Annotated in this window: 26 protein-coding genes and 2 pseudogenes; 14 read left to right on the top strand and 14 right to left on the bottom strand. The window is 67.7% G+C overall.

Going from position 1 to position 22,413, the window contains the following annotated elements; translation table 11 throughout:
• Positions 1-617: 617 nt before the first annotated feature.
• Complete coding sequence (locus tag ABZX85_RS36235; protein WP_355878550.1) at positions 618-752, top strand: hypothetical protein; 135 nt, start codon at positions 618-620, stop codon at positions 750-752.
• 26 nt (positions 753-778) lie between these two features.
• On the opposite strand, the gene ABZX85_RS36240 is transcribed toward ABZX85_RS36235, so the two are convergent.
• Genes ABZX85_RS36240 through ABZX85_RS36260 form a run of 5 tightly spaced genes read right to left on the bottom strand, consistent with a single transcriptional unit; the run spans position 779 to position 3,798 of the window.
• Positions 779-1,228 (bottom strand): hypothetical protein, encoded by a 450-nt coding sequence (locus ABZX85_RS36240; RefSeq protein WP_355878553.1) that lies wholly within the window; start codon positions 1,226-1,228, stop codon positions 779-781.
• A gap of 25 nt (positions 1,229-1,253) precedes the next feature.
• A complete protein-coding gene (locus ABZX85_RS36245) occupies positions 1,254-1,886 on the bottom strand; it encodes a hypothetical protein (RefSeq protein ID WP_355878556.1) in 633 nt (210 codons plus the stop codon).
• Entirely contained in the window at positions 1,879-2,451 is a 573-nt protein-coding gene (locus ABZX85_RS36250) for a hypothetical protein (protein ID WP_355878559.1), read from the bottom strand. The genes ABZX85_RS36245 and ABZX85_RS36250 overlap by 8 nt, the downstream gene beginning before the upstream one ends.
• Before the next feature lie 50 nt (positions 2,452-2,501).
• Positions 2,502-3,209 (bottom strand): hypothetical protein, encoded by a 708-nt coding sequence (locus ABZX85_RS36255; protein ID WP_355878562.1) that lies wholly within the window; start codon positions 3,207-3,209, stop codon positions 2,502-2,504.
• 55 nt (positions 3,210-3,264) lie between these two features.
• Positions 3,265-3,798, bottom strand: a complete 534-nt coding sequence (locus tag ABZX85_RS36260) for a hypothetical protein (protein WP_355878565.1) — start codon at positions 3,796-3,798, stop codon at positions 3,265-3,267.
• A 37-nt stretch (positions 3,799-3,835) separates the two neighbouring features.
• Here ABZX85_RS36260 and ABZX85_RS36265 point away from each other — a divergent pair, with 37 nt between their 5' ends.
• Together ABZX85_RS36265 and ABZX85_RS36270 are read left to right on the top strand one after the other, a co-directional pair.
• On the top strand, positions 3,836-4,501 hold the full coding sequence (locus ABZX85_RS36265) for a hypothetical protein (protein ID WP_355878568.1): 666 nt from the start codon (positions 3,836-3,838) through the stop codon (positions 4,499-4,501).
• Between the two features lie 1,036 nt (positions 4,502-5,537).
• Positions 5,538-6,032 carry a hypothetical protein gene (locus ABZX85_RS36270; RefSeq protein WP_355878571.1) on the top strand — a complete coding sequence of 165 codons (495 nt, stop codon included), beginning with the start codon at positions 5,538-5,540 and terminating at the stop codon, positions 6,030-6,032.
• 174 nt (positions 6,033-6,206) lie between these two features.
• Here the strand turns inward: ABZX85_RS36270 and ABZX85_RS36275 are convergent, their stop codons facing one another.
• Both ABZX85_RS36275 and ABZX85_RS36280 read right to left on the bottom strand, forming a co-directional pair.
• Positions 6,207-7,862 carry a hypothetical protein gene (locus ABZX85_RS36275; protein ID WP_355878573.1) on the bottom strand — a complete coding sequence of 552 codons (1,656 nt, stop codon included), beginning with the start codon at positions 7,860-7,862 and terminating at the stop codon, positions 6,207-6,209.
• Positions 7,863-7,978: 116 nt separating this feature from the next.
• Positions 7,979-8,776: a hypothetical protein gene (locus tag ABZX85_RS36280; protein ID WP_355878576.1), complete on the bottom strand. Its 798-nt coding sequence runs from the start codon at positions 8,774-8,776 to the stop codon at positions 7,979-7,981.
• A gap of 368 nt (positions 8,777-9,144) precedes the next feature.
• Between ABZX85_RS36280 and ABZX85_RS36285 the strand changes: the two genes are divergently transcribed.
• From ABZX85_RS36285 to istB, 5 genes are all read left to right on the top strand, one after another.
• A complete protein-coding gene (locus tag ABZX85_RS36285; RefSeq protein ID WP_355878579.1) occupies positions 9,145-9,378 on the top strand; it encodes a hypothetical protein in 234 nt (77 codons plus the stop codon).
• Complete coding sequence (locus ABZX85_RS36290; protein ID WP_355878582.1) at positions 9,375-9,998, top strand: hypothetical protein; 624 nt, start codon at positions 9,375-9,377, stop codon at positions 9,996-9,998. The genes ABZX85_RS36285 and ABZX85_RS36290 overlap by 4 nt, the downstream gene beginning before the upstream one ends.
• The gene (locus tag ABZX85_RS36295; protein ID WP_355878585.1) at positions 9,995-11,395 is read left to right on the top strand and encodes a hypothetical protein; all 1,401 of its coding nucleotides are present in this window, start codon (positions 9,995-9,997) and stop codon (positions 11,393-11,395) included. Before ABZX85_RS36290 ends, ABZX85_RS36295 begins: the two co-directional genes overlap by 4 nt.
• Positions 11,396-11,621: 226 nt before the next feature.
• On the top strand, positions 11,622-13,499 hold the full coding sequence (istA, locus tag ABZX85_RS36300; protein ID WP_355878588.1) for an IS21 family transposase: 1,878 nt from the start codon (positions 11,622-11,624) through the stop codon (positions 13,497-13,499).
• Complete coding sequence (gene istB, locus ABZX85_RS36305; RefSeq protein ID WP_355878591.1) at positions 13,496-14,248, top strand: IS21-like element helper ATPase IstB; 753 nt, start codon at positions 13,496-13,498, stop codon at positions 14,246-14,248. Before istA ends, istB begins: the two co-directional genes overlap by 4 nt.
• Before the next feature lie 125 nt (positions 14,249-14,373).
• Here the strand turns inward: istB and ABZX85_RS36310 are convergent, their stop codons facing one another.
• Positions 14,374-15,195, bottom strand: coding sequence for an SDR family NAD(P)-dependent oxidoreductase (locus tag ABZX85_RS36310; protein WP_355878594.1), 822 nt, complete (start codon positions 15,193-15,195; stop codon positions 14,374-14,376).
• 94 nt (positions 15,196-15,289) lie between these two features.
• On the opposite strand from ABZX85_RS36310, the gene ABZX85_RS36315 reads away from it, so the two are divergent.
• Positions 15,290-15,940 (top strand): TetR family transcriptional regulator, encoded by a 651-nt coding sequence (locus ABZX85_RS36315; RefSeq protein ID WP_355878597.1) that lies wholly within the window; start codon positions 15,290-15,292, stop codon positions 15,938-15,940.
• 178 nt (positions 15,941-16,118) lie between these two features.
• Here the strand turns inward: ABZX85_RS36315 and ABZX85_RS36320 are convergent.
• Positions 16,119-16,277: pseudogene (locus tag ABZX85_RS36320) on the bottom strand (transposase); the annotation flags it as partial.
• Positions 16,278-16,545: 268 nt separating this feature from the next.
• Here ABZX85_RS36320 and ABZX85_RS36325 point away from each other — a divergent pair.
• Complete coding sequence (locus ABZX85_RS36325) at positions 16,546-17,397, top strand: hypothetical protein (RefSeq protein ID WP_355878600.1); 852 nt, start codon at positions 16,546-16,548, stop codon at positions 17,395-17,397.
• A gap of 188 nt (positions 17,398-17,585) precedes the next feature.
• On the opposite strand, the gene ABZX85_RS36330 is transcribed toward ABZX85_RS36325, so the two are convergent.
• A complete protein-coding gene (locus ABZX85_RS36330; protein WP_355878603.1) occupies positions 17,586-18,065 on the bottom strand; it encodes a hypothetical protein in 480 nt (159 codons plus the stop codon).
• A 77-nt stretch (positions 18,066-18,142) separates the two neighbouring features.
• On the opposite strand from ABZX85_RS36330, the gene ABZX85_RS36335 reads away from it, so the two are divergent.
• Positions 18,143-18,553 carry a hypothetical protein gene (locus ABZX85_RS36335; RefSeq protein ID WP_355878606.1) on the top strand — a complete coding sequence of 137 codons (411 nt, stop codon included), beginning with the start codon at positions 18,143-18,145 and terminating at the stop codon, positions 18,551-18,553.
• A 35-nt stretch (positions 18,554-18,588) separates the two neighbouring features.
• Here the strand turns inward: ABZX85_RS36335 and ABZX85_RS36340 are convergent, their stop codons facing one another.
• Both ABZX85_RS36340 and ABZX85_RS36345 read right to left on the bottom strand, forming a co-directional pair.
• Positions 18,589-18,732, bottom strand: coding sequence for a hypothetical protein (locus ABZX85_RS36340; RefSeq protein WP_355878609.1), 144 nt, complete (start codon positions 18,730-18,732; stop codon positions 18,589-18,591).
• A gap of 99 nt (positions 18,733-18,831) precedes the next feature.
• Positions 18,832-19,572, bottom strand: coding sequence for a hypothetical protein (locus ABZX85_RS36345; protein WP_355878612.1), 741 nt, complete (start codon positions 19,570-19,572; stop codon positions 18,832-18,834).
• 139 nt (positions 19,573-19,711) lie between these two features.
• Here ABZX85_RS36345 and ABZX85_RS36350 point away from each other — a divergent pair, with 139 nt between their 5' ends.
• The gene (locus ABZX85_RS36350; RefSeq protein ID WP_355878615.1) at positions 19,712-20,275 is read left to right on the top strand and encodes a hypothetical protein; all 564 of its coding nucleotides are present in this window, start codon (positions 19,712-19,714) and stop codon (positions 20,273-20,275) included.
• A gap of 13 nt (positions 20,276-20,288) precedes the next feature.
• Here ABZX85_RS36350 and ABZX85_RS36355 read toward each other — a convergent pair.
• Together ABZX85_RS36355 and ABZX85_RS36360 are read right to left on the bottom strand one after the other, a co-directional pair.
• Positions 20,289-20,786, bottom strand: a pseudogene (locus ABZX85_RS36355) (transposase); the annotation flags it as partial.
• Between the two features lie 166 nt (positions 20,787-20,952).
• Positions 20,953-21,555 carry a hypothetical protein gene (locus ABZX85_RS36360; RefSeq protein ID WP_355878618.1) on the bottom strand — a complete coding sequence of 201 codons (603 nt, stop codon included), beginning with the start codon at positions 21,553-21,555 and terminating at the stop codon, positions 20,953-20,955.
• A 146-nt stretch (positions 21,556-21,701) separates the two neighbouring features.
• Between ABZX85_RS36360 and ABZX85_RS36365 the strand changes: the two genes are divergently transcribed.
• Together ABZX85_RS36365 and ABZX85_RS36370 are read left to right on the top strand one after the other, a co-directional pair.
• Positions 21,702-22,112: a luciferase family protein gene (locus tag ABZX85_RS36365; RefSeq protein ID WP_355878621.1), complete on the top strand. Its 411-nt coding sequence runs from the start codon at positions 21,702-21,704 to the stop codon at positions 22,110-22,112.
• A 6-nt stretch (positions 22,113-22,118) separates the two neighbouring features.
• Positions 22,119-22,313 carry a three-helix bundle dimerization domain-containing protein gene (locus tag ABZX85_RS36370; protein WP_355878958.1) on the top strand — a complete coding sequence of 65 codons (195 nt, stop codon included), beginning with the start codon at positions 22,119-22,121 and terminating at the stop codon, positions 22,311-22,313.
• Positions 22,314-22,413 lie beyond the last annotated feature (100 nt).

Consider the following 22,413-nt stretch of genomic DNA (forward strand, 5'->3'; position numbering starts at 1 on the left):
ATAATCCGCCGACTCACCCGAGACCGACCCGCCACCCGCCAAGGACCCCGACCACTACGAAAAATCACCCCGTAACCCGATCTCAGACACGCTCTGAGACTTGGGTATCGTCGTTTCCGTCCGCCGCTCGTGCGGCACATCTGGACATTTTGATCGTTGAACATGATCCAGTGTCGCCCTGGAGGGGACATCTCGGATGCTGATGCATTCCTAAGTACATGTACGAGGTGTCTCCTCCGTCCCCGCTCGGGCGGAAATTGCGCACCGACTGCGCGCCCTGCAGTGCGGCGGCCTGTCGAAACATCCCTCAACTGCAGCGGAATCCGGAAACGGTCGCTGGCGCGAGCATCTCGCTGAATGCTCCTGCCGGGAAATACCACTGGTTCTGGCGACGGCGGTCATCTGACGCATAGGCGCGACTCCCGTAGCTACGGAAATCGCGGTCCCGACGCCCCCGCTCCGCCGCACTGCCCTGATCGAGGTGGCCCGCGAGGTCGCCGGCGCCGCGGAGAAGGAACAGGAGCGCGAACTCGCCGGCCTGTGGTGAGCGTTCGACTGCCAGCCCCTCCTCACACGGCCCCGCCGGCTGCCCCTACGACATCGACGAACTCGCCGAGATGCCCGCCGTGCGGGACCTGCGCGCCGTCGTCCGCCGCACCGACGCCCTGTCCGTCGCGCGGCAGTCTCCCTACGCATGCCCCGTGGAGTTCGCCGACGCCCCGGACCTCGAAGCGTGGTGGTGGCAGCTGTAGGTCCGGCAACAGGGCGTCGTATGGGCTCAGCCGACCCCGCCGATCACCGCCTTTCCCTCGGCTGCGGCGGCCGCGAAGAACGGTCCCAGGTCCTCCAGCCCATGGTCCTCGCTCTCCCCGGTCCAGTCGGCCGCCGTGGTACCGGTGGTGGCCCAGCCCTCGGCCATCAGGCCCTCGGCGACCTGACGGACTTCGTCGGGGGTGAGGACGAAGGCGGGTCCGTAGCCGGACTCGTACTCCTTCTCCTCGACGGCGGCGCAGCCGTGGCCGGTCGATCTGGCGAGCCATGGGTAGACCTTCGTCCAGTCCGTGGTGCCCTCCTCGGCTTCGGCGCGGCCTTCGGCGATGGTGCTGAGGATGCGGTGGTCGCATCCGTAGGAGTCCGCCCCGGTGCGGAACGCAGAGAGTACGGACCCCTCCCGCACTGCCATGAGCAGTGCCGGTTCGATCTTGGTGAGCTTCAGCCGTATGGACATGGGGTCAGGCTTCCCTTCGGCATGTTCATCTCCCGCCGTCACGGATCAGGAGCAAGTCGCGGCCTTGGGCGAGGGCCGCGTCGACCCACGCCGGGAACGACTCGTCGAGCAAGGGCACCACTTCCTCCACATCGTCGTCGCCGCCCGGCAGGAGGTCGTAGTCGTCATGGATACGGTCGGTGTCGAAAGCGATGAGTTCGTCGCGGATTCGCTGGAGGTCCTGGAGGGGCGCGAGCATGAGGAAGGGCCAGGGCCAGGGCTCGGGTGCCTGTGTGCCGTCGGTCCAGGGGAAGGTCCAGCAGCGTCCCCGGAGTTGGGCGAGAGTGGTCAACCCCCAGGAACGGAACGCTCCTTCCAGGTCCTGCCAACCCCTTCCCGGCAGGACCACCTCGCCGACGGGGTTCCCGAGGGTCGGGGCGAGGAGTTCCAACAGCCAGGTGTAGCCCTCCGCGCGGGACGGGGTGGAGCGCCCCGAGACGATCTCCCGCAGTGCCCGCTCTACCTCGCCGGTGTCCGTGGCGCGCAGCAGCTTGCCCGCCTCCCGCAGGGGGCGGATCGCGGCGACGGCCGTACGGACGAGGGTTTCGTCGTGGGAGCCGATCATGGCCCGGAAGCGGGCCTCCTCGACGGCGAATGCCGATACGTACTGTTCAGCCACTGCGCTCTGCCTCGGCCTTGAACAGGGGCCGGCCGGCGTGCAGCCGGGCGCGGACCCGGTCAGGGCTCGGCCGACGTGACTCCGGTGGTTCCTCGTCCGCGTCCCAGTCCTCTTCCTCGTACACCTCGGGGACGAAGATCTCGTGGGCGGCCCGGTGCTGGCCGGGCGTAGGGCCGTATACGTCGATCTCTACGCCCAGGGCGCCTCTGCGGTAGTCGCCGAACTTGTCGTCGAGGACCAGGGCCCGCGCGTGCACCGCGCCCGCGACCTCGAAGGTGAAGTCGTTGTAGTGGGCGTGGACCACGCCTTGTGCGCGCAGGTCGCCTCCGACGTAGAGCGCTCCGTACGACATCAGGTCCCGTACGACCAGGTCACCGAGGACGACCAGCATGCCGAGGCCGGACGCGTGGTCGTCCAGGAAGCCGTGCACCACCAGATCGCCGTCGACAACCAATGCGATGTCCGGGTCGGTGTCCTTGGGGAGGACGAGGTCGCCGGTGTGGTGGTACCAGCCGTGGTCGTGCGCGTGGAAGCCGGCGACCTGGCCTCCGGTGCGCCGGGCCACGGCGGAGGTGTCCTACAGACGGTCGAAGCGCTCCCGCCATGCGGACAGCGTCAGCACGAGGCTCCACCCCGTCCGATGACCTCCCCCTGCCCCGGGTACAGCTGCTCGTACACGGGCGCGAACTCGAACGGGTACTCCACACAGGCCTCGCCCGCGAAGCACCGCACGGCATGGTGGCGCATGCGGGGCCCGTAGGTGCCGTGATCGATCAGGTCCGTGTAGGTGCGCCGCTTGCCCAACTCCAGGAGGCCGGCCGTGTCGGCCAGGTAGACGTCGAAACCCGGGTACATGAGCCCCAGGTACGGCATGTCGTCCAGGTCGAGGGCGAACACCGGGTACTCGCCTTCCTCGTCGGGCTCGGTGACGGCCAGGATGCGCCGGGAGTCCGAGCCGCCGGGCAGCAGGAAGCACTCGGGGAAGTGCCCGGACAGCCACGAGAACTCCGTTCCCCAGAAGTCTCCCATCTCGTCCGAGACCACCTGGTCCAGTGGCCGGGGTGCGAACCCTCCGTCCGGGGTGAACCACTCGTGGCGCTCCAGCAGACTGGTGTCGTACGCCAGCCAGGCGCGCAGACTCGGCGGCAGCGGGCGCCCGGACGGGAACACGGCCGCCGCGAGCACCTCCTCGGCCATCGGCCTGGCCTCACCACCCTCCACCCAGGGCACGTTCACATGCGGCAGCAGATGCGGCAGCGCGCTGGCCCGCGGATCGCGTCGCACCACCTCGATGACCCGCTCCGTCAGCGGCACTCCGTGCATGGGACTCACCTTTCGTTCGTTCGTGATGGGCGCTCATGGGGCTGTGTGATCAGGGTCAGGGCAGGAAGGGGCGGGCCCAGTCCGCGAACCGCTGTCCCAGCTCCGCCTGTGCCGACGCGAGGACGGCGTCGGGGTCCTTGGCCACGGGCAGGCCAAAGTGCTGGTTCAGCCAGGCCACATACTCGTCGTGGCCGCAGCTGTGCGGCCTGTCCTCGTCGCGATAGAAGTAGGCCCTCTCCCAGTCGACGCTGATCTCCGCGTCGAAGCCGAGCAGTTGGAACAGCTCGTGCACGTGCCGGGCCACGACGTGCTGCCCGCCCTCGTCGCCGAAGACGACCACGGGCAGGGCGGCGAGGTCGGTCCGGTCGTCGATCTTCCAGAGCGCATAGAAGGAACCTCCGCAGGTGGCCTGAGCGAAGGGAATCAGCCGCCCGGTGAACGCAGGGTCGTCCGACCATCCCGCCACCAGACCGGAGAGGTCGCCGTAATCCGTCAGACCGAATCCGTCGGCGAAATTCTCATAGCCGATCCGGTCCTGAAGATCCTTCAGGAGGTTGAATTCGGCGACGGGTGAGTATGTGATATTCATTGCGTATCCGATGGCGAGAAGAAGAGGTGGGGGACTTATGTCGGACAGTTTCATGGTGGCCGCCCGCATTCCCATGTCGCGAGACGGTTTCGAGGCGTGGCTGAGCGCTCCTGTAGCGGACCTGAGCGTGATCGTGAACCCAGCCGACATGTTTGACGGGTGGTTGTGGAACGGCCGTCGCGCAGACACGGAATGGGATTCCGTCGGCACGGCGATGACACCTCGGGAGTTTTTCTCGGAGCGGGTCGAGGATTCTTGCGAAGGTGGCGGAGCCGCCGATGTCCTGCTGTATCGAGACGGGGCGCTGGAGGCTTATCTCCTCCATCTTGGATACCAGGAGTGGAGCGTCCATACGGCCATGCTGATGTTCGCCGCGGCCGGGGAGTTCAAGTCCGGGTCCGCCGAGGACACCGTACTGTTCTGGGCTGAGACCGGCGCCAACCTCTGGCCCGCCGACGCCGACGGGTGGCTGGCGGTGCTGTCCGTCGGCAGACACGGCGCGCGGTTCGTCGACGCCATGGACCTGACTGACGCGGTGGCCGGTCTGCGTCCGGTGGAGAACCGCTTCTTCGAGCTGGTCGAGCGGCTGGCCGAGGAGGAGGAGTCCTGGGACTGGGACTCCGGCCAGGACTTCCGGACGGAGACACCTCGCGACCCCGCATTCACGGATCCCTCGGTTCTGGGACGGCCGGGCCCACGGTAGGGGAGTGCGGGGCGTCGTCCTCCCGGATGCGCTGCCAGGCATTGCGGCACAGGTCGGCAGCCGGTTCGGACGGTACGAGGACGCGGAGTGATGTCGGCGATCCGGTGATCGGCTCGCATGGCGGATTCGTGAGCGTCTTCGGCAGCGTCTTCAACTGCCGTCCCGCCGCCCGGCCGGGCCGTGGCCCTGACGGCCACCCGGCCTTCCACCAGGGCGACTTCATACCCGTCACCCGCCGTCAGCCAGCCCACCGGCCCCGCCTTCCGCTCAAGAGAACTCAAGATCGTCACAGCGCTGCCGGGATCGGGCACTCGGAGTGACGATGAGCGGAACGCTAGGTGCAGCCACTGACAGTCGTCCGGGCGAATCTCTCCGGCGCACGAGGACTCAAACCCACCGGAACCCATCGGCGCATCCGGAGAACCACGTAATCACCGTACGTACCAGCACCCGGAGCGCGCCGTGCCGCCGGGTGGCCGAGGCGTACCTGTCGACGACCTGGCGCCGTGGCCGGTCACTCCGGCCAGGGACGGACGGGCGGACGGATTTCGAGTCCGTCGTCGCCTCGTCCGCCTCCGTGCGGCCCCCGAGGCGCCTTGCGCCGGCGACCGCGTTTGGAGGCACGTGAATTGGGATGACTGACAAGTGCTGTTTGCGACGGCTCCTTGTGACCCGGTTTCCCCGCAGCGCAGACAGTAGGTGAAACCATGTAACTCGCTACGGAAATCCGGCAGGGGAGGTTGCCGCACGACAGGTGATGTGAGTGGGCGCGGTTACAGTGCCCGCATGTCTGGTGATCTTCGGGATGGTGGCCGATACGACGAGTCGCTGCCGGTGTGGGATCTCGCCGGCGAGACGGCGGCCGTGACCGACGAACTCACTCTCCCGGACAGGTCGACGCGGCGTGTGTCACCTCGGAGGGCCGGATCCAGGTTGGTTTCGGTAGTGATGTCGCCATGTTGTCCCACCGCTGACCTCGGTCGGTGCGCCGCGCCGCCTGCGAACACCATGTCTGGGCACAAGGGAGGCGGTGACCATGCCGCTCGATGACCGCCACATCTTGGCTCTGCTGAAGGACCTCGACGATCCCGATCACACAGAGGTCCCCCGGAACTACGACCACGCTGAAGCGCGAGCCCGGTTCGACAAGCTCGCAGCCAGGCTGGAACATCAGTTCCACTGCATCTGCAGCGTCGATCGAGGGGTCCAGGACGCCAGCCACCACGGGACGATCGTCATCCCCGCCGCCGCGACAGCCAGCGGCGACCGCATTACCATCACCGTCAGCCACTTCGGCAACCTCGTCGCCATGACGCTCGGGAATCCCGGTAGCTACGACGAGGACGAAGAACTCCTTCTTCTCGAGAGCACCGACCGTCGCCGTATCGACGACGAACTCGAAGCACTCCGCTACGTCGCTGTCTCCGAGCACCTGCTCCACAAACGCTACGACGGCGTCGGCAACCTTGCGGCCCGCCACCCACGCAAGCATCCACCGACCTGGTGGGACCGTTTCTTCGACTACCTGTGAGGCGTCGTGCGTGCGGGGAGTGCGAGCGTGTGCGCAGCCGGCTCTCTCGGTGTGGCTGTGTCATTCTCCAGGGATGTCGTTTCGAAGCGACGTCGGGAGTCACCTGTCGACTGCTGCATGATCAATATCGATGAGAATGATCTGCCGGGTTGCTTGCCGCACCGCGGATGCCTCCTATCGATCCGCCGAGCCGGTCACGGAACAGTCGAGGATCCGCCCGTCCACCGTGCCGATCAGCAGTCGCCCAGGGCAGACGAGCGTGAGCGAGAGCGGCACCACGGGCCAGCCGCCGACATCCAGGCGTTGCCGCCACCGCACCGTCCCGTCCGAGGCGCGCAGTGCCACCAGCTCACCGGAGGTGAAGGCGACGTAGACCGTGTCCTCGTTCCCGTCCAGGGCGGTGGCCGGGAAGTCGGCGGTGAACACCCAACGCGCGGCTCCGTCCTCGAGACTCCGGCGTACGACGAAGGCGTTGCCGGGGAGCAGGCCCGCACCGCTGTGTACAGACCCCGCGTGCACCAAGTCCCGCCCTTCCCCGGTGCCGACCTCGATACCTGGCCCGCCGAAGAGGTGCCGGGCCTGCTCGGTGTCCCAGTCGAGGGAGAACAGTCGTCGTACCACGGGTTCGGTGTCCGGGCCCGCCGGGTCGACGGCGACCACCCACTTGTTCCGCCCCGGCTCCTGCTTCTCGCCCTGGAGTACGAGCAGTTGCCGACTGTGACGGATCGGAAAGGGGTGATTGAAGCGGTCGAATCCGCCCAGTGACACGCGCGCCTCGGGGGTAACTCCCGCAGGGCTGACCAAGGCGGCCGGTTCAGAGGCGCGCCGGTCCCCGCCCGTGGAGCGGAGCACGAGCCAGCCGTCGTCACGCGCGGTGAGCGCGGCGGAAAAACCTGCGGCGAGGGAGCCGAGCACCTTCCCGTCCGCGAGGGATACGCGGGCGACGAGCGGTGGCTCGACCACCGCTTCACCGCCCTCCCAGCGCACACGCCTCCGCTCCACGTTGACCCAGGCGTCGAGCTCGCCGGCCCTGACCACGAGCTGCCGCCCGCCCTCCCGGTCCTGAACACGCCACTCCAGACGTCCGTCAGGCAGCCATGTCTCCGCCATTACGCCGTCCAGGCAGGCCAGCACCCGTCCGTCCCGCAATCCGTGGACGTCCCACACCTGTCGGCGCGGCTCCCACCGCGGCTCACGAGCCAACACGGCAAGCGACTCGACGCCCTGGCGGGTCGCCTCGTCCTTCGTGAGCTCCTCGAACTCGATCCACCGCCCGCTCAGTTCCTCCTGCTGGACGGACCCTTGAGCGACGTCGCTCCAGTCGGACCGCTCGATGACCGCTTCGAACCCGTGCGTATGCGCCTCGCCGGCTTCGGAGTCGGAGTCATCGGGTGGAGCCACGACAACCCGCAACGCGTGCTGGGTCTGCCACGCCACGTGCAGCACTTCACGCGCGCCACGTATCACCGAGGTAGACCGCCCGGACCTCAGATCCAGCAGCAACAGCTCGCCCTCGAAGAGGCAACCCCCGTCGTACGACCCGGTCCCGATGGCGACGACCGGCAGCGTCGGGTGAAAGGCAAGGCAGTGCACAGGCCAACTCGACTCCACGAGCCACCGGCACCGCAGATCGTCCGTGCCATAGATCCCCACGGGGTACGGCCACCATCGATTTACGTCGATCCCGCAGCCGGACCACTGCGGGTACCCCAGATTGCCGCCCACACCGACGAGTCCTTGCTCCTCGCTGACGGCCACGGCCGAGGGTACGCCGATCTCGGCGAAGGAATGGTTGCCGAGCGCGCGAAGAACGGTCAGTGGACTGGACATATCGGCCTGACTCTTTGATTGGTTGAGGATCGGTTTCGCATTCAGCGGTGTCCGATGAACCCGCGAGCTTGCCGCTCGCCCACTTGCACAGGGGGCCGGGCCGGAATAGTCGTCGCTCACGCGAGGGGTCGCCGGCCAAGGGGAGCGGCGGCGGCCAGGAGGCGCGCCGCGTAGAGGCCGCCGACGTCGATGTCGTCCCATTCTTCGTCGTCTTCCCAGGGGTCGGGTACCGCGAGCGCCTCCAACGCGGCGTCGTAGTCGATCTCCTCGATGCCTCCGGTGACCCGTGTGGCGACCTCGACACGGTCGAACTGCGCCGGCCACAGGTGGTCGACGAGCACGCCGCCGGTGTACGGGGGCGCGATCGAGTCATAGTGATCAGAACGGAGGCAGAATCTGCCGGGGCGGTGTACGGACTCCAGAGCCATGACCGACCCGCCGGTCACCCCGGCGCGGCACTCGATACGCCTGGCGGCCACCACGGAGTACGTGTCGGTCGGCGCGACGAAGGACCCGGTGACGGTGAGGTCGCCCAGCATCATGACCCGCGCGCCGTCCTCCAGTACGAGGTCGCCATCGACCGTGACATCACCGTCCACGACACGGACCTGCCCTTCGGGCACCGCCACCCGGCCGGACAGTAGCCGCCGTTCTCCGCCGGGAAGCACCTCCGGCATCAGCCGGAGCACCACCCACTCAAGCGGCAGACAGCCCGCGAGCAGCCATGCGTCAAAGCCATCGGCGTCGGTCAGATCCTCCGGGACGGGCCCCGGACAGCCGTCCAGGCCATCCGCTTCGACGCTACCGGTCTCCTCGGCCAGGGTTTCCCGTAGCGCGCGATACGCCGCCTCGACCCGATCTGGTCGCAGCGGAAACGCCTGGGGCGGCCAGATGTCGAATGCGCCCGTCACCATCGCTTCCCCCTCCAACAGCTGTGATCACGTGTTCGGGCATGGTCGGAATGGTAGGGATTCGGCAGTCCCGGACCGCCTTGGGAAGGCGGATCGCTCCTCGATTCGGTGGAGGGTCGCGTAGTTCTACCGACACCGTGCCGGTGGTCAGGGGCCGAAGCGGGTCGGCCGGGCCGTCGAGCCCCGCGCGGCACAGAACGGGGAACCGCAGCACTGGAACAGGTGCTACGGACGCATGTAGGGGATTCCCCAATGCTGGCGGGTCGATCAGAACGCATGATCGATATCGCCCGTACGGCTGTGGGCTCCTGCCCCCGGAGAGCCCCGCCGTACGGGCTGTTGGCGTCGGACCGACGTCCCAGGAGAACTCCGTGAGCAAGCGTCAGGGGCGACATGCCCGACCGTCGAGACGTGCCGCCGCCGTCCGGCGGGCGGCGGCCGTGGGCGGCCAGGCAGTCAGCGCGGTGGCCCTGCTCGGCGCACTGGCCGGCACGGTCCACGCCGACGGGAACAACGGGACCGGCACCATCAAGATCACTGTCATCGGTGACTTCTACACCAGTGGTGAAGGAGCCTCGGCGGGACGTACCGCACCGTCACCGTGACCGGTCCGGACGGCGATCTCGTGAATGTCATCGACCCGGCTCATGAGTCGGCGTCGGCTCCCACCCTTCAGGCCCTCTCCCGGGTCCAGCAGCTGAACCCCAACATCACCTTCGAGATCACCTTCGTCCCAGTCTCCGGCGCGACCCGAGACTTCCTGTGCAACGTGACCCGGCCGGGCACGGAGTTCGAGCACTCCCCGCAGATCGACGCGGTGAACGGCGCCGACATCGTCATCGTCGGCATCGGCGGCAACGACGCGCACTTCGGTGACTTCGCGAAGACCATGCTCACCTCCAAGGAGGCGACGACCGAGGCGGACTTCGGGAACTTCATGACCCCGCTGCAGGACGGGAGTTACCTCAACGCGCAGCTCGCGGTCTACCAGGACATCGCCAACCGGATGAGCCCCGACGGCACCGTGATCGCCCTCGGCTACCCCAAGGTCATGCCGGACCAGGTGCCCAGCGGTTCGCCGTCCCCGGTGAGCGAGCTGCTGATCAGCAGCCGCGAGGCCCAGCTCGCCAACCAGTTCGGCGAGACGATCAGCAGCCTCAACCAGCAGGCCATCGAAACGCTGGCGCAGAGCACCGGCCCCGCAACTTCCTCTACGGCGACGTGACCAATGCCCTGGCGGGCCACGAGCTCTTCACCCAGCAAGAGGGGCTCAACGGCCTGGACTTCCTCAACCTCCAGGGCTCGTACCACCCCAACGACCTCGGCCAGACACTCATCTCCAACGCCCTGACGCCGACGGTGAACCAGGCCGTCGGTTACGCCCTCGGCAATCTGGGCCTCGTCGGTCCACCGGCACCGGACCCCCAGCCGCTGCCCACCGTCGACACCCCGCCGGTGGTCGACCCGCCGATCGACTCGCCTCCGGTCGAACAGCCTCCGCCCGTGGACCCGGGCGACCCCGGTGGCCCCGTGGTCGACCCCCCCCGCCCGTGGACCCGGTCCCCGACCCCGCCCCCGAGGGCTGCGGCTGAGGCGGAGCGGAAGGCAACGGAGACACATATGTCGCGACTTCTCCGCGAGATCGAGGACATCATGAAGTCCGAGATCCCGCTCTGCGGCCCCTACCGTTTGACGGGCAAGGTCCCGGACTCCCTCAGGGTCGTTTTCCTGCTGCCGTACATGCGCGAGATGTCCCTGATGTGCATGGGCCCCCTGGCGCTGTACGACCTCGTCAACCGTGGCTCGGACATCCCCGCCGTCGCGGAACGCGCCATCCGCTACAGCTGCCTGCGGGCGAGCGGCAACCGGCTCGCGCCGCCGGAGGGCGAGGTCTACCGCACGATCGAGTCGGCGTCACCGGTAGCGACGGCCGACATCGTCGGGGTGAGCATCGCCAACTCCGGTGACCTGCCGTCGTTCTTCCGGCTGCTGGATCTCGCGGGCATTCCGCGGCGCAGCGCGGACCGGGTGTTCGGACGGCACCCGCTGGTCGTCGGCGGCAACGGCGGCTTCGCCAACCCCGAGATCCTCGCCGACTACGTGGACGTCGTCGCCCTGGGCGAGGGCGAGGCGTCCATGGTCGAGCTGATCCGCGTCGTGCACCGGGCCAGGGGCGCGCATGCCGCCATGGATCCCGAACTCGCCAAGGAATCCGTGCTGGAGGAACTGTCGCGCGTCCCGGGGCTCTACGTACCGGCGATGTACGACTGCGAGCTGCGACCCGGCGGCGGTGTCACCGCAGTCCGCCCCCGCACTCCGCGGGTACCGGCGAAGGTACGGCCGCAGTTCCTGGGCCTCGACGAACTGCACGCCGCGCACTTCGTGGCGCCCATCTCCAACGGCAAGCGGGGCGTGGTCGTCCCGACCCTCGGCTGCCGCTGGGCCTGCCACTTCTGCACCCTGGGCGTACCGCCCTTCCGCCAGGCCCCCTTCGAGCTCCTGGACGCCTACCTGGCAGAGCTGGAGAAACACGACATCGCCCAGGTCGTCATCAGCTCGGCGACCTTCACGCAGTACGGCAAGCGTTACGCCCTGCTGGACTGTCGGCGCTCACGTAATTAGCCCGTCGAGGTGTGATCCGCTCACGTAATTAGCCCGTCGAGGTGTGATCCGCTCACGTAATTGACCCGCTTGCTGCTCGTCGTGACCCAGTAGCGCGCTCGTGGTGTTCGTCGAGGTTATGGCGAGCGTTCGGGTGTAGTTGTGAAGATCGTTTCTCTTTCTCGTTCAAGATCCTTTCCCGTTGGCCCTGGTAGCCGGGGGGCGGATGGCGAGGAGGACGTTCTACGTGATCGATATAACCGAGATCCTGGTGCACTGGTATGCCGGGCGGTCTCAGCACGATGTCGCGGGTTCGCTGGGGGTGGCCCGCGGGACGATCCGCCGGTACGTGGAGCCGGCGATCGCGGCCGGGTTCGTGCCCGGCGGGCCGCCGGTGTCCGAGGCGGAGTGGGCGGTGCTGGTCAAGGAGTGGTTCCCGCATCTGACGGATACCCGGTTGCGGCAGGTGACCTGGCCGGAGTTCGACAAGCACCGCGAGTACATCGCCGAGCAGTTGCGGGCCGGGGTGACCAAGGCGACGATCCATCAGCGGCTGCGCGATGAGCGCGGGGTGCCCGGTTCGGTGGCCTCTCTCAAGCGGTACATCGCGGCGAACTTGGCCGAGGACGCGGTGAGGGCGAAGGTCACGGTGCTGCGGGCGGATCCGGAGCCGGGGCTGGAGGCGCAGATCGACTACGGGCTGTTGGGTTCCTGGACCGATCCGCGCACTGGACGCTCGCAGCGGGTCTGGGCGTTCGTGATGGTGCTGTCGCACTCCCGGCACATGTTCGTCCGCCCCGTGGTCAGCATGGACCAGGCTTCGTGGACGGCCAGTCACGTCGAGGCGTTCGCGTTCTTCGGCGGCGCTCCGGCGCGTCTGGTGCCGGACAATCTGAAGACCGGGGTGGACAAGCCCGACCTCTATGACCCGAAGCTGAACCGTTCCTATGCCGAACTGGCGGCGCACTATGGCACGTTGGTGGATCCGGCGCGTGCTCTGAAACCCAAGGACAAGCCCCGGGTCGAGCGCCAAATGCCTTATATACGTGATTCATGGTGGAAAGGCCGGGAGTTTACGTCTTTGGTCGAGATGCAGGCGTCGGCGTTGCACTGGTGCCGTGAGGTCGCGGGCCGGCGCAAGCACCGCGGTCTGGACGGCCGTACTCCGGCTGAGGTGTTCGACCAGGCCGAGGCCGGAACGCTGACCCCGCTGCCGGCCGCACCGTTCATCCTGGCGGAGTGGTCACGGGCCAAGGTCGCCCCGGACGTGCACGTGAAGTGCGGCAAGGTACTCTACAGCGTTCCGTGGAAGCTGATCGGGAGCCACGTCGACATCCGAGCCACGGCGACGATGGTGCAGATCTTCCACCAGGGCGAGCTGGTGAAGACCCATGTCCGTCAGGACAAGGGCCGGGCCACGGACATCGCGGACTACCCGCCGGAGAAGATCGCCTTCCATGCCAAGACCCCCACCTGGTGCCGTCGGCAAGCCGAGGAGACCGGGCCCGCGACCACCGCGATCATCGCCGAACTACTGGATGGCCCGGCCCTGCACCGGCTGCGTTCAGCCCAGGCGATCTTGAATCTGGCCGACAAGCACACCGACGCCCGGCTGGAAGCGGCCTGCCGCAAGGCCGCCGCAGCCGGCGACCCGTCGTATCGCACCATCCGCAACATCCTGGCCGCGGGGCTGGGAGGACACCGGGCACGACCGGCCCACCGGCGACGCCGGCGCCCCGGCGTTCCTGCACGGCCCCGAGCAACTGTTCGCCGACGTCATCCCGTTCCCCGCGAACACCGCGACGACGACCGGCACGACGAGCACGCCCCCCGCCGCTCGTCATGCCGATGCCCACGGCGGCGAGCCGGGCACCGCCTCGTGACCGGCACCGACACGGTCGCGCTGCCCCGCAAGGACGCTATCGCGCTGGCCCAACTGCTGCGGACCCTCGAGACGGTGCTGGACATGGACGACGTGTCCGTCGCCAACGCCCTGGACGCGCACTTCGGTTTCGACGGCGCCGTCGACGTGCTGTTCACCACCGCCGGCCTGCACGCCGACACCCTCCACGGCTTGCTCACCCACCCCGCCGGACACCCCCAGAAGGCTGAGACCACACGATGACGATCCTGCGCCCCGCGCTGGCCGACAGCCTCCGGGCCCTGAAACTGTCCGGGATGCTGGAAACCCTCGATGCCCGCCTCGCCCAGGCCCAAGGCGGCAACCTGGGCTACCTGGAGTTCCTGCAGATCCTCTGCGACGACGAGATCACCCGCCGGGAACAGGTCGCCATGGCCCGCCGCCTGCGCCGAGCCCGCTTCGAGGCCGAGACCACCCTCGAAGGCTTCGACTTCTCCGCCAGCCCCAAACTCCCGGCCGCACAGATCCGCGACCTCGCGGCACTGCGCTGGCTGCAAGCCGGAGAATCGATCATTGTCTACGGGGCCGTCGGCGTCGGGAAGACACACGTCGCCCAGGCCATGGGACACCTCGCGATCCGCGCAGGAGCCGAGGTCCGCTTCCACAAGACCAGCCGCATCCTGGCCGACCTGGCCGGCGGCCACGCCGACCACACCTTCGACAAACGCCTCGCCGCGCACATCAAGCCCGACCTGCTGATCCTCGACGACTTCGCGATGCGCGAGCTCACCGCAACGCAGGCCGACGACCTCTACGAGCTGATCTCCCAGCGCGTCGCCGAGGGCCGCTCGATCGCGATCACCGCCAACCGCGCACCGCAGGACTGGTATCCGCTGTTCCCGAACCCGGTCGTCGCCGAGTCACTCCTGGACAGACTGATCAACACGAGCCATCAGGTCTTCATGAACGGCCCCTCCTACAGGCCGAACAAGCGCCCCAAGGACCCGAAGTAGACCCGATCACCACACCCGGATTGAGGGGTGCCCCGGAGTTCGCCCCTCGCGGTGGGTCGGTCTGGTCCAGGTTCAGCGGTCCGGGAGCATGAAGATCTGCACGCTCCCGGACCCCGTCGAAATCTTCAGCTCTGGTGAGCCTCAGCAGCGGCAGAAAGCTCTGCCCACTCCTCCCAGGTCTTGAGACGCTCGGCGTAGACCTGCGGGACGAGTTGGTGGGGGAGGGTGCCAAAGAAGACCCGCAGCGGAGGGTTGTCGGCGTCGACGAGCTTCAGCAGCGCCGGGCCGACGCCGTGCGGAGCGGGCAGCGGCATGGCGGTGAACCCGGCCATGACCGCCTCCCGCACACCGTCGTAGGCGGCCAACGGCTCGGCCGAGACGGCGGACTTGCCGAGATCTGTGCTGAACGGGCCGGGCTCGACGACGGTGACCTTGATACCGAAGCCGGCGACCTCCTGGGCCAAGGCGTCGGCGAAGCCCTCCACCGCCGTCTTCGAGGCGGTGTAGGCGCCCATCGTGGGGAAGGTCGTGTGGGCGAGCATGCTCGACACCATGACGAGGTGGCCGCTGCCCTGGGCACGCAGGTACGGCAGTGCCGCCTGGGTCACCCACAGGGAGCCGAACAGGTTCGTCTCGAACTGCGCGCGGATGTCGCGCTCGGAGAGCTCCTCCACCATGCCGAACACGCTGTAGCCAGCGTTGTTGACGACCGCGTCCAGACGCCCGAAGTGCTCGTGGGCCTGCTGTACGGCCGCGGTCACGGCGGTCTTGTCCGTTACGTCCAGGGTCAGCGGCAGGACCGCGTCGCCGTGCGCGGCGACCAGGTCGGCCAGGGAGTCGGCGTTGCGGGCCGTTGCCGCGACCTTGTCGCCGCGCGAGAGCGCCGCCTTGGCGAACTGGCGGCCCAGGCCGCGGGAGGAGCCGGTGATGAACCAGATCTTGCTCATAGGAGGTACTCCAGAAGGTGGGGCGAAGTTAGCAGGAGGAACTGTAACCCATTGCGGTACTGAGTACCACTTCGGTTCTGTGTACACTTCCGGCATGGCCGAGACATCCAGGACGTCATCCCCACGCGGCAGCGCGCAGCCCTCGCTGCGCGAGCGGACACGAGCCGCGATGCGCGCCGAAGTCAGCGAGATCGCGTTCCGGCTCTTCGCCGAGCAGGGCTTCGACAACACGACCGTCGAGCAGATCGCCGCCGAGGCGGGCCTGTCGCGCACCACCTTCTTCCGGTACTTCGGCACCAAGGAGGAGGTAGTCCTCGAGAAGTTCGGAGAGCTCGGCCACGAGGTCGCAGCGGCTCTCGCGGCCCGCCCCGCGGGCGAGCGGCCCTGGGATTCGCTGCGTCACGCCTTCGACGTCGTCGCCCGGCCCCAGGCCGACGAGTCAGAGCAGTCCCTGAGCTTGATGCGGCTGCTCAGCGACGCCTGCGCCCTGATGACCCGCCAGTGGGAGAAAACCCAGGGCTGGCAGAGCATCCTGGTGCCCGAGATCTCCAGTCGGCTCGGCGGCAACTCGGAATCCGCTGACGATCCCCGCGCCCGCGCACTCGTAGCGTCAGCGATCGCCTGCCTGGACGCCGCCGCCGACGCCTGGACGGCCGGCGGAGGCGCGACCCCGCTGTCTGTGCTACTGGACCGAGCGATGGGCGCGCTGAGCCAACTGAGCGAGGAGATCCCGACCGGGCGATAGAAACACCGTGCCCCCACTCCTCGCACAGTGAGACCGTGGGAACCTCGGCTGCCAGCGCACGCACCGCAGAACGTTCTGCTGGGGAATCTCTTCGTCATGCAGGGGCAAACGCCGGAGGACGGCCCCGGCCTGGCCCGTGCGCATCCCGGCGGCATCGTGGGGCCCGCACGGGCACCGAATCCTGCGGCATCTCCAGCCACTGCTCGCCGGTCCTGAATCGCCAGATCACGCCCTCGAACTGCTGGCGCAGCCGCTCGGGGTACGGTCCATACTCGCCGACCGGCAGGTACGGCTCGATGAACTCCCACTTCACATCGGTCAGCTGCGTACGCGTCACGCAAGACGAGCTACCGGATCGAAGATCAGCACGAGGGAGAATCCGCTCATTGATCACGACCCGATACGCGCCCCAAGCCTCACCATCCCGGAGAGGTCTGCTCGGAGGAATGCCGTTGAGGTGGGCAGGGTGGCGAAGGCCGGACGAGGAAGACAGTACGGGCCGGTGTGATCAGGGGCAGGGCTCGGGGCCGGATCAATTACGTGAGCCGACCCCGGGTCAATTCCGTGAGCGCCCACAGGACCGGCTGCGCGAGCACTCCCACCGCATGGACGGCAGGGCGACGACCATCATCGGCTCGATCCGCGCCGACGAACTGTCCGCCCGCTATCTGGACGCGGTCTCCCAACTCGGCGACACCGGCCACTTCTTCACCGAGCTGAAGCTGGGCGGCCCACGCGGGATCGTCACCCTCGCCCCCGAGTTCGCCGCTCCCGACCTCGTACGCATCTTCAACAAGACGATGGCACCGCAGCGGGTCCACCGGTCAATCGACCTGCTCCGGGAGAACGAGCACTTCGCCCACATCATGCTGTACTTCATCGTGGGCGCCCCCGGAGAGACGGCCGCCGACCGCCGTGCCGTCGCCGATTACGCGGTCGACGTCTTCCGGCGCTTCAACCGTGCGAACGGCACGGTCATCCTCAAACTCCAGCAGTTCATGCCCGAGCCCGGAACCGTCAGCCAACGGCTTCCCATGGCCGACCCCGCGCTCATGGAGGGCCATGTCGAGGAGATCCGCGAGCGCCTGCGCGAACTCGTCGGCAAGGAGGCCTACGAGCGCAATTACCGCATCGCATGGGACCAGGCCAGCCGGCTCCTCCTCGAAAGCGTCTGCCTGCGCGGTGACCGCAGGATCGGACACGTCCTGGAGTCACTGCACGACGCGGGCGTCGATCCGGCCCGGATCTCCGCCGAGCGACTGCGCGAGGCACTCACCGCCCACGGCCTGGACCACGGCCACTACCTGAGGCGGCTGGACCCGTACGAGCCGGTTCCCTGGGAGGTGGTCAACGACGTCGACCGCGACCAGGAGAGCAGGCTCATGACCGAACTCAACCGGAGGGGCGCCGGGGAGAGGCCCACGGGCATGGGCACACCAGGGCTGCTGATCGTCTGAGAGCGAAGTGCCGTTGACGCATGCGGGATCACCTTGTCGCCTGTGCGGAGGCATTGGCGCAGCGGTTGGCGGGCTCGGAAGCCTCGGACGGCTTGGTGCGGGTGACGACGGCGCCAGGCGGACCGGTGTAGGGCGAGCCCGGGGTAGGGGTGAGGTCCACCCGCCCAGAGGAGGCCGCTGATCAGGGCTCAGCGCGTGTCCACCACGACCGGCCGGATCAGCTTTACCGGTTCGTCGCCCGGCTCCTCCCGGAATCCGTCGGCGTCACACACGGTGTACGGTCCCCAGAGCCGCGTGAAGGCAGTGCTCGCGAGATACCACCGGCCGCCGACGAGTGTCAGGGAGTAGTACGGATCCTGGGGGTCGACATCGACGAGGGACGGATCGACGCCGCACAAGACGTTCACGCCGAGTCGTTCCCCGATGTGCTCCGCGAAACGAAGGTCGGGATACGGCCCAAGGTCACACTCGTACACATGCACCACAAGACCGAGCGGCCACGCCGGATCCTCGGTGGGCTCCAGACCCGCCCACAGGCCTCCGGTATCGTCCGGGACATCGGCTCCGGGGGGCTGCAACACCAACCGCGTGCCAGGCGGGAACAATTCCGCGAGTGCGGCAACCACGTCGGCAACAGTGAGTGGCCGCGACACGGTGACACTGAACATGACGCCACATAACCACACCCGGCGACTGGCGCGAACTGTACTCGACGAGGCAGAGGCCGAGAGACGGAGCAGCACTGATGGACGAGGACGAGAGCATACGCCGCTATGGTCTCCACCCGGTCGGCACCGACCTCGACGAAGTGCGCGAACTGCTGAGAGGCCAGACGAAGCGTGAGCGACACTCGCAGGGCACGGGCGACACAGAACTGATGAAGCTCTGCTGCGTCCAGTTGTTCAATACCGGTGCCATCGATGACGTACTCCTCATCTGGAGCGCGAAGACCGCGAGCATGGACGCCGTCTGCTCGATCGATGTCCAACTGCTGTGCGGTCGGGGACTAGCCGAGACAAAGGCGTATCTCTCGCTGCTTCGTACACCTGAAGCGGAAGCGGCCCGTCAGCGGCTGCTCGAGTGCGAAGAGGCGGGCGACTTCGAGGGCTTCCGCGTCGACGAGTACTCGGCCCAGTACGCCGACTACTACGAGTGAGACAGCAGGTCGCAATCCGGTTTTCCCGTCAGGAACTACTCCCGGGCGGGCACGAAGTTGCCGGAGGCCAGGTCGTGCGGGTCGAGCAGCATCTCGCTGATCTTCGGGGACTCGCGGCACCACGGGGGCTGGGGGCTCGTCCAGGCCGAAGGCTGGGGGAGATCGCCGAGGATCCTCAAGCCCGCTCCTCTATGACGGCACGGACCTGGGGCAACACGCAGGCCGTCCGCTTCGAGCGGCACGCGACCGGACGGCCGCGTGCCGTGGAACCGATCAGCTCACGGAGCCGTTCGCATCCTGGTGCCGAACTCAGGACGGACCGTCCGCCCCGCCCGCAGGGGAAGAGGATTGCGCAGCCTGGCCACATATCGTCGGTACGCCTGTGCCTCGGCCGAGGTGCCCGCGACGGCGGCGAGGCGGTCGGGGAACATCACTCCTCCCGCGTGCAGTTGGGTATCCGTCCCGAACTGGTTGCCGTGCAGGCGACCGGTTACCAGCCGGCCCCGGTTCCAGGTCGGCTTGGACCGGCCGGCCACCACCGGGCCGCGGTTGACCTGGAACCAGACCTCGCGCTGGTTGCCGAACAGCACGACGCTCTCGCGGAGATCGCGTACGTCGGTGAACACGTCGAAGTCCCAGTCACCCGAGGCTCCCCCCGAGGCGTACTGCCCACGGAAGTGGTGCAGGAACCGGGGCAGGTCGACCGTCGCGCCGAACGGAACCACCGCGTCGGCGTAGGGCTCACCGGCGATGAAATAGATTCTGAACTCCAATCCGTACAGCCGTCCGCGGACCCTCCTCTTGACATGAAGTGAGAACGTGTCCGCGTCGTCATGGTGCCAGCGGCCCACGGCGCCGACATGCTTACTCAGGTACTCGAACGACAGCGTCTCCCGGTCCATCAGCAGGCCAGGGATACCTTCGACCGAGCCGTGCAGCAGATAGAGACACATCAGGTCCACCGGATGCGTGTCGTGTGCCAGCCCCGTAAAGAATCCGTCGGAAGAACTGTCCCGCAAAGGTGTCTCCAGCCGTCCCGCCCTCTACCGTGTCGTGGGCTCAGGGCAAATCTACGGCCCTCTTGGACCAGCACAACAGTCGAATGGATGAGTAGGGTCGAGCCGCGACGGATGTCGCGCCAGGACTGGAGAGGGTGCCATGTTGTTCGGGTCGCGGGCCGGATTCGGTTTGGAGTTCCACGTCGAACGGGATCCGTCTCTGTTGTGCGTCGACGTCTTCGTCGGCGGGCTCCATGTGAACGTGTGGGACAACGCTTTCTACGGGCCACTGCTGGTCAAGAAGCTCAAGGACGAGCTCGATCGCTTTCACGCGCCGACCGCGCCGCCGGTGCGTTTCGGCTCGCCGTTCGAGGCGTTTCGCCTTGCCGAGGACTGGATGCTCGACGACGCCGGTACAGGAACGGCATCCGAGGCCGGGGCGGAGCTCGCGAGGTGCCGGTTCCTGGACTGGGGCGAGTGCACCGATCGGGTGCTGGCGTTCGCCTTCCCCGACGGGGACCAGATCCACCTCGCCTGCCGGGTACACGGTGACGAGGGTCCGCGGGCGTCAACGGTGGTTTCGGTGAGCCGGACGTTGTTCGTCGAGACACTGGAGCGCGGCCTCGTCATCGCCGAACGCGAGTTGTCTGCCCGTCTTGCCGCCCTGAAGGCCCGCAGGCACCCTTGTGACAGCGGGGACGTGCCCAGCGCGCGTCCTCTCTGACGGCTTGTAGGTGGGCGTTGCTGCCGTAGGCGGCGTCGGCCATCCGACTGGCGGCGTCATGTCCCAGCGGGCCAGAGTGTCGAGCATGTCCAGAGCAAGGCGCCACTTCTCGCGGTACGTGACCTCGGGCGGGACGCGGGCGACGGCCCGCCGGCGGGCGTCCGACGCTCACTCCTCGGTCAGGAGTAGCCGCCATTGCAGGGGACACGAGGTGGTGTCGGTCGCGGCGTGGACGCCGACCGCGGCCTGACAGTTCGCCCTTTGCCCGACGATCTGCATTCTTGCGGGACGACGGCGACCGGCAGCTGTCCGCCCTTGGGCACCGACACGTCCTCGATCGCCCAGGCCGTTGGGTGGGTGAGGGGCGGCACCCGCTCACAGATCCGCCACTGTGCAGGCACTGGATCCAGTTCGACTGGTTCACGAACTGCTGCGGGTTCTGCTCGTTGCCGTCCGGTAGTCGCGAGGCGATGGCCTGGATCGATTTGCGGCGTCCGTCCAGCACGAGCCCCGCAGCTGGCGGCTTCCGGTCTGGGTACTTGTGCTTCCCACCGCGCTCGGCCCACCGCCGCCCGCGGTGCGGCTGGATATCGAGGGGGCAAGAATGCGGAATGGTTCGGGTTCCAACCAGGCCGCCGAGACCTGTCCGCGGTGGAGGGGCCCGCTGCGGGTACCGCTCAGGCCAGTTCCTCCGACACGACGTCGGTGGCCCGGCCCCGAGCGTTCGTGGCGGTTATCGAAACAGCGTCGAAGGCGGCATGCCGGGCGACCTCCAACGGAATACGACGACCGTCGACGAGCGTGACGAAGTCGGGATCGTCGGCGTCCGCGAAGGACTGACGTTCGTCCTCCCAGTCGATGTTGTAGCCGGCCCAGACGACCAGCTCGAAGGTGTCCTCGCCATCAGCATCGACATACACCTGGTCGGCGCGGCGGGTGCGCAGTCCGTCCTCGTCCCAGCTCTCGCAGAACATCGCGTCATAGCCATGCACCGCGCCGTCGAACAGCAGAATCTGCTGCCCCGACTCGGTGACCGCATACAGCAGCGCGGGCAAGTCGTCACCGACGATCAGCCCTTCGAACAGCTCCCCGTAGTAGCGCAGCTGGAATCGAGTCCGGCCGTCCTTGGATCGCAGCCGTGCCGCCCAGCCGGCCTCCAGCAGCCCTGCCCAGAAATTCCCGGTCACGTTACCGGGACGGTCAGCCGGCTCGGTCAGGCCGACCAGGTGAGGCGGCCCAGGGCGCATGGCCGTTCCGGACACGGATATGTCATTCGTCATGTGCTCAATCATCGAGTATCCGACCCAGACAGGCCAATGGCCCCAGGGTCCCTACGCATGCCTTCGATCCCGTCCGCGGTACCTGGCCCGGGGAAATTCTCGCCTGCCACACAGATGTCAAATACAGGTCGTGACAGCTGCCCGAAATGATTACTGTACTGGCGGGCTGGCCGGATCTCGCTGAGGTCCCGGCCAGCTGCGGTACGGGCCGAGCGCTGCGCTCGGCCCAGAGGGAGATCGTCCACTCCCACTCCGACCGGCACGCTGACCTGCATCTCACCGCCGGCGTCATAGGGCGTCTCGAAACCGACCTCGTCAGTTCGCCTGCGATCCGGCTTGTGCCGGGTTCGCAATGGGTGACGATTGGCCTGCGCACCAACACGGACATTCACCTGCTCATGACCTTGGTGAGTCTCGCCCTCAAGACGCATCAGACGTGTCCTGTTCCAGGCGACACGCCATCGGTGGCGTGCAATGATCGTTTCAGCGCCTCCCTTGCGCGCGAGGCCCCCAGGGGGCAGTTGAGGGCCGCTCCCTTCAGGCAGGTTGAGGTATGACGGTCGATACACGCGAAGCGGACGCCATCAGGCAGTCACGGAGCGCCTCAAGGGCCCCACTCTGCGAGGCACCCCGTTGAGGAGATCGAGGCCGCGGTAGCCACAGCGCACGCATCCTTCAGTGATCGGCGCATCCGCGACTTCGTCCCTGTGCTGGTCGAACGCAAGGCGCGGGCCGCATTGGACGCGCCCTCAGGCTGAGGAACTCGTCCTCGTCCGCTTCCTCGGGCGCACCACGCCCGGCGAGGGCCGCGTACCAGCTGGCGGCGGCCGCCAGCATCGCGACCGCGGCGATCCTCGT

Source organism: Streptomyces sp. NPDC004539, from assembly GCF_040610055.1.
Taxonomy (GTDB): Bacteria; Actinomycetota; Actinomycetes; order Streptomycetales; family Streptomycetaceae; genus Streptomyces.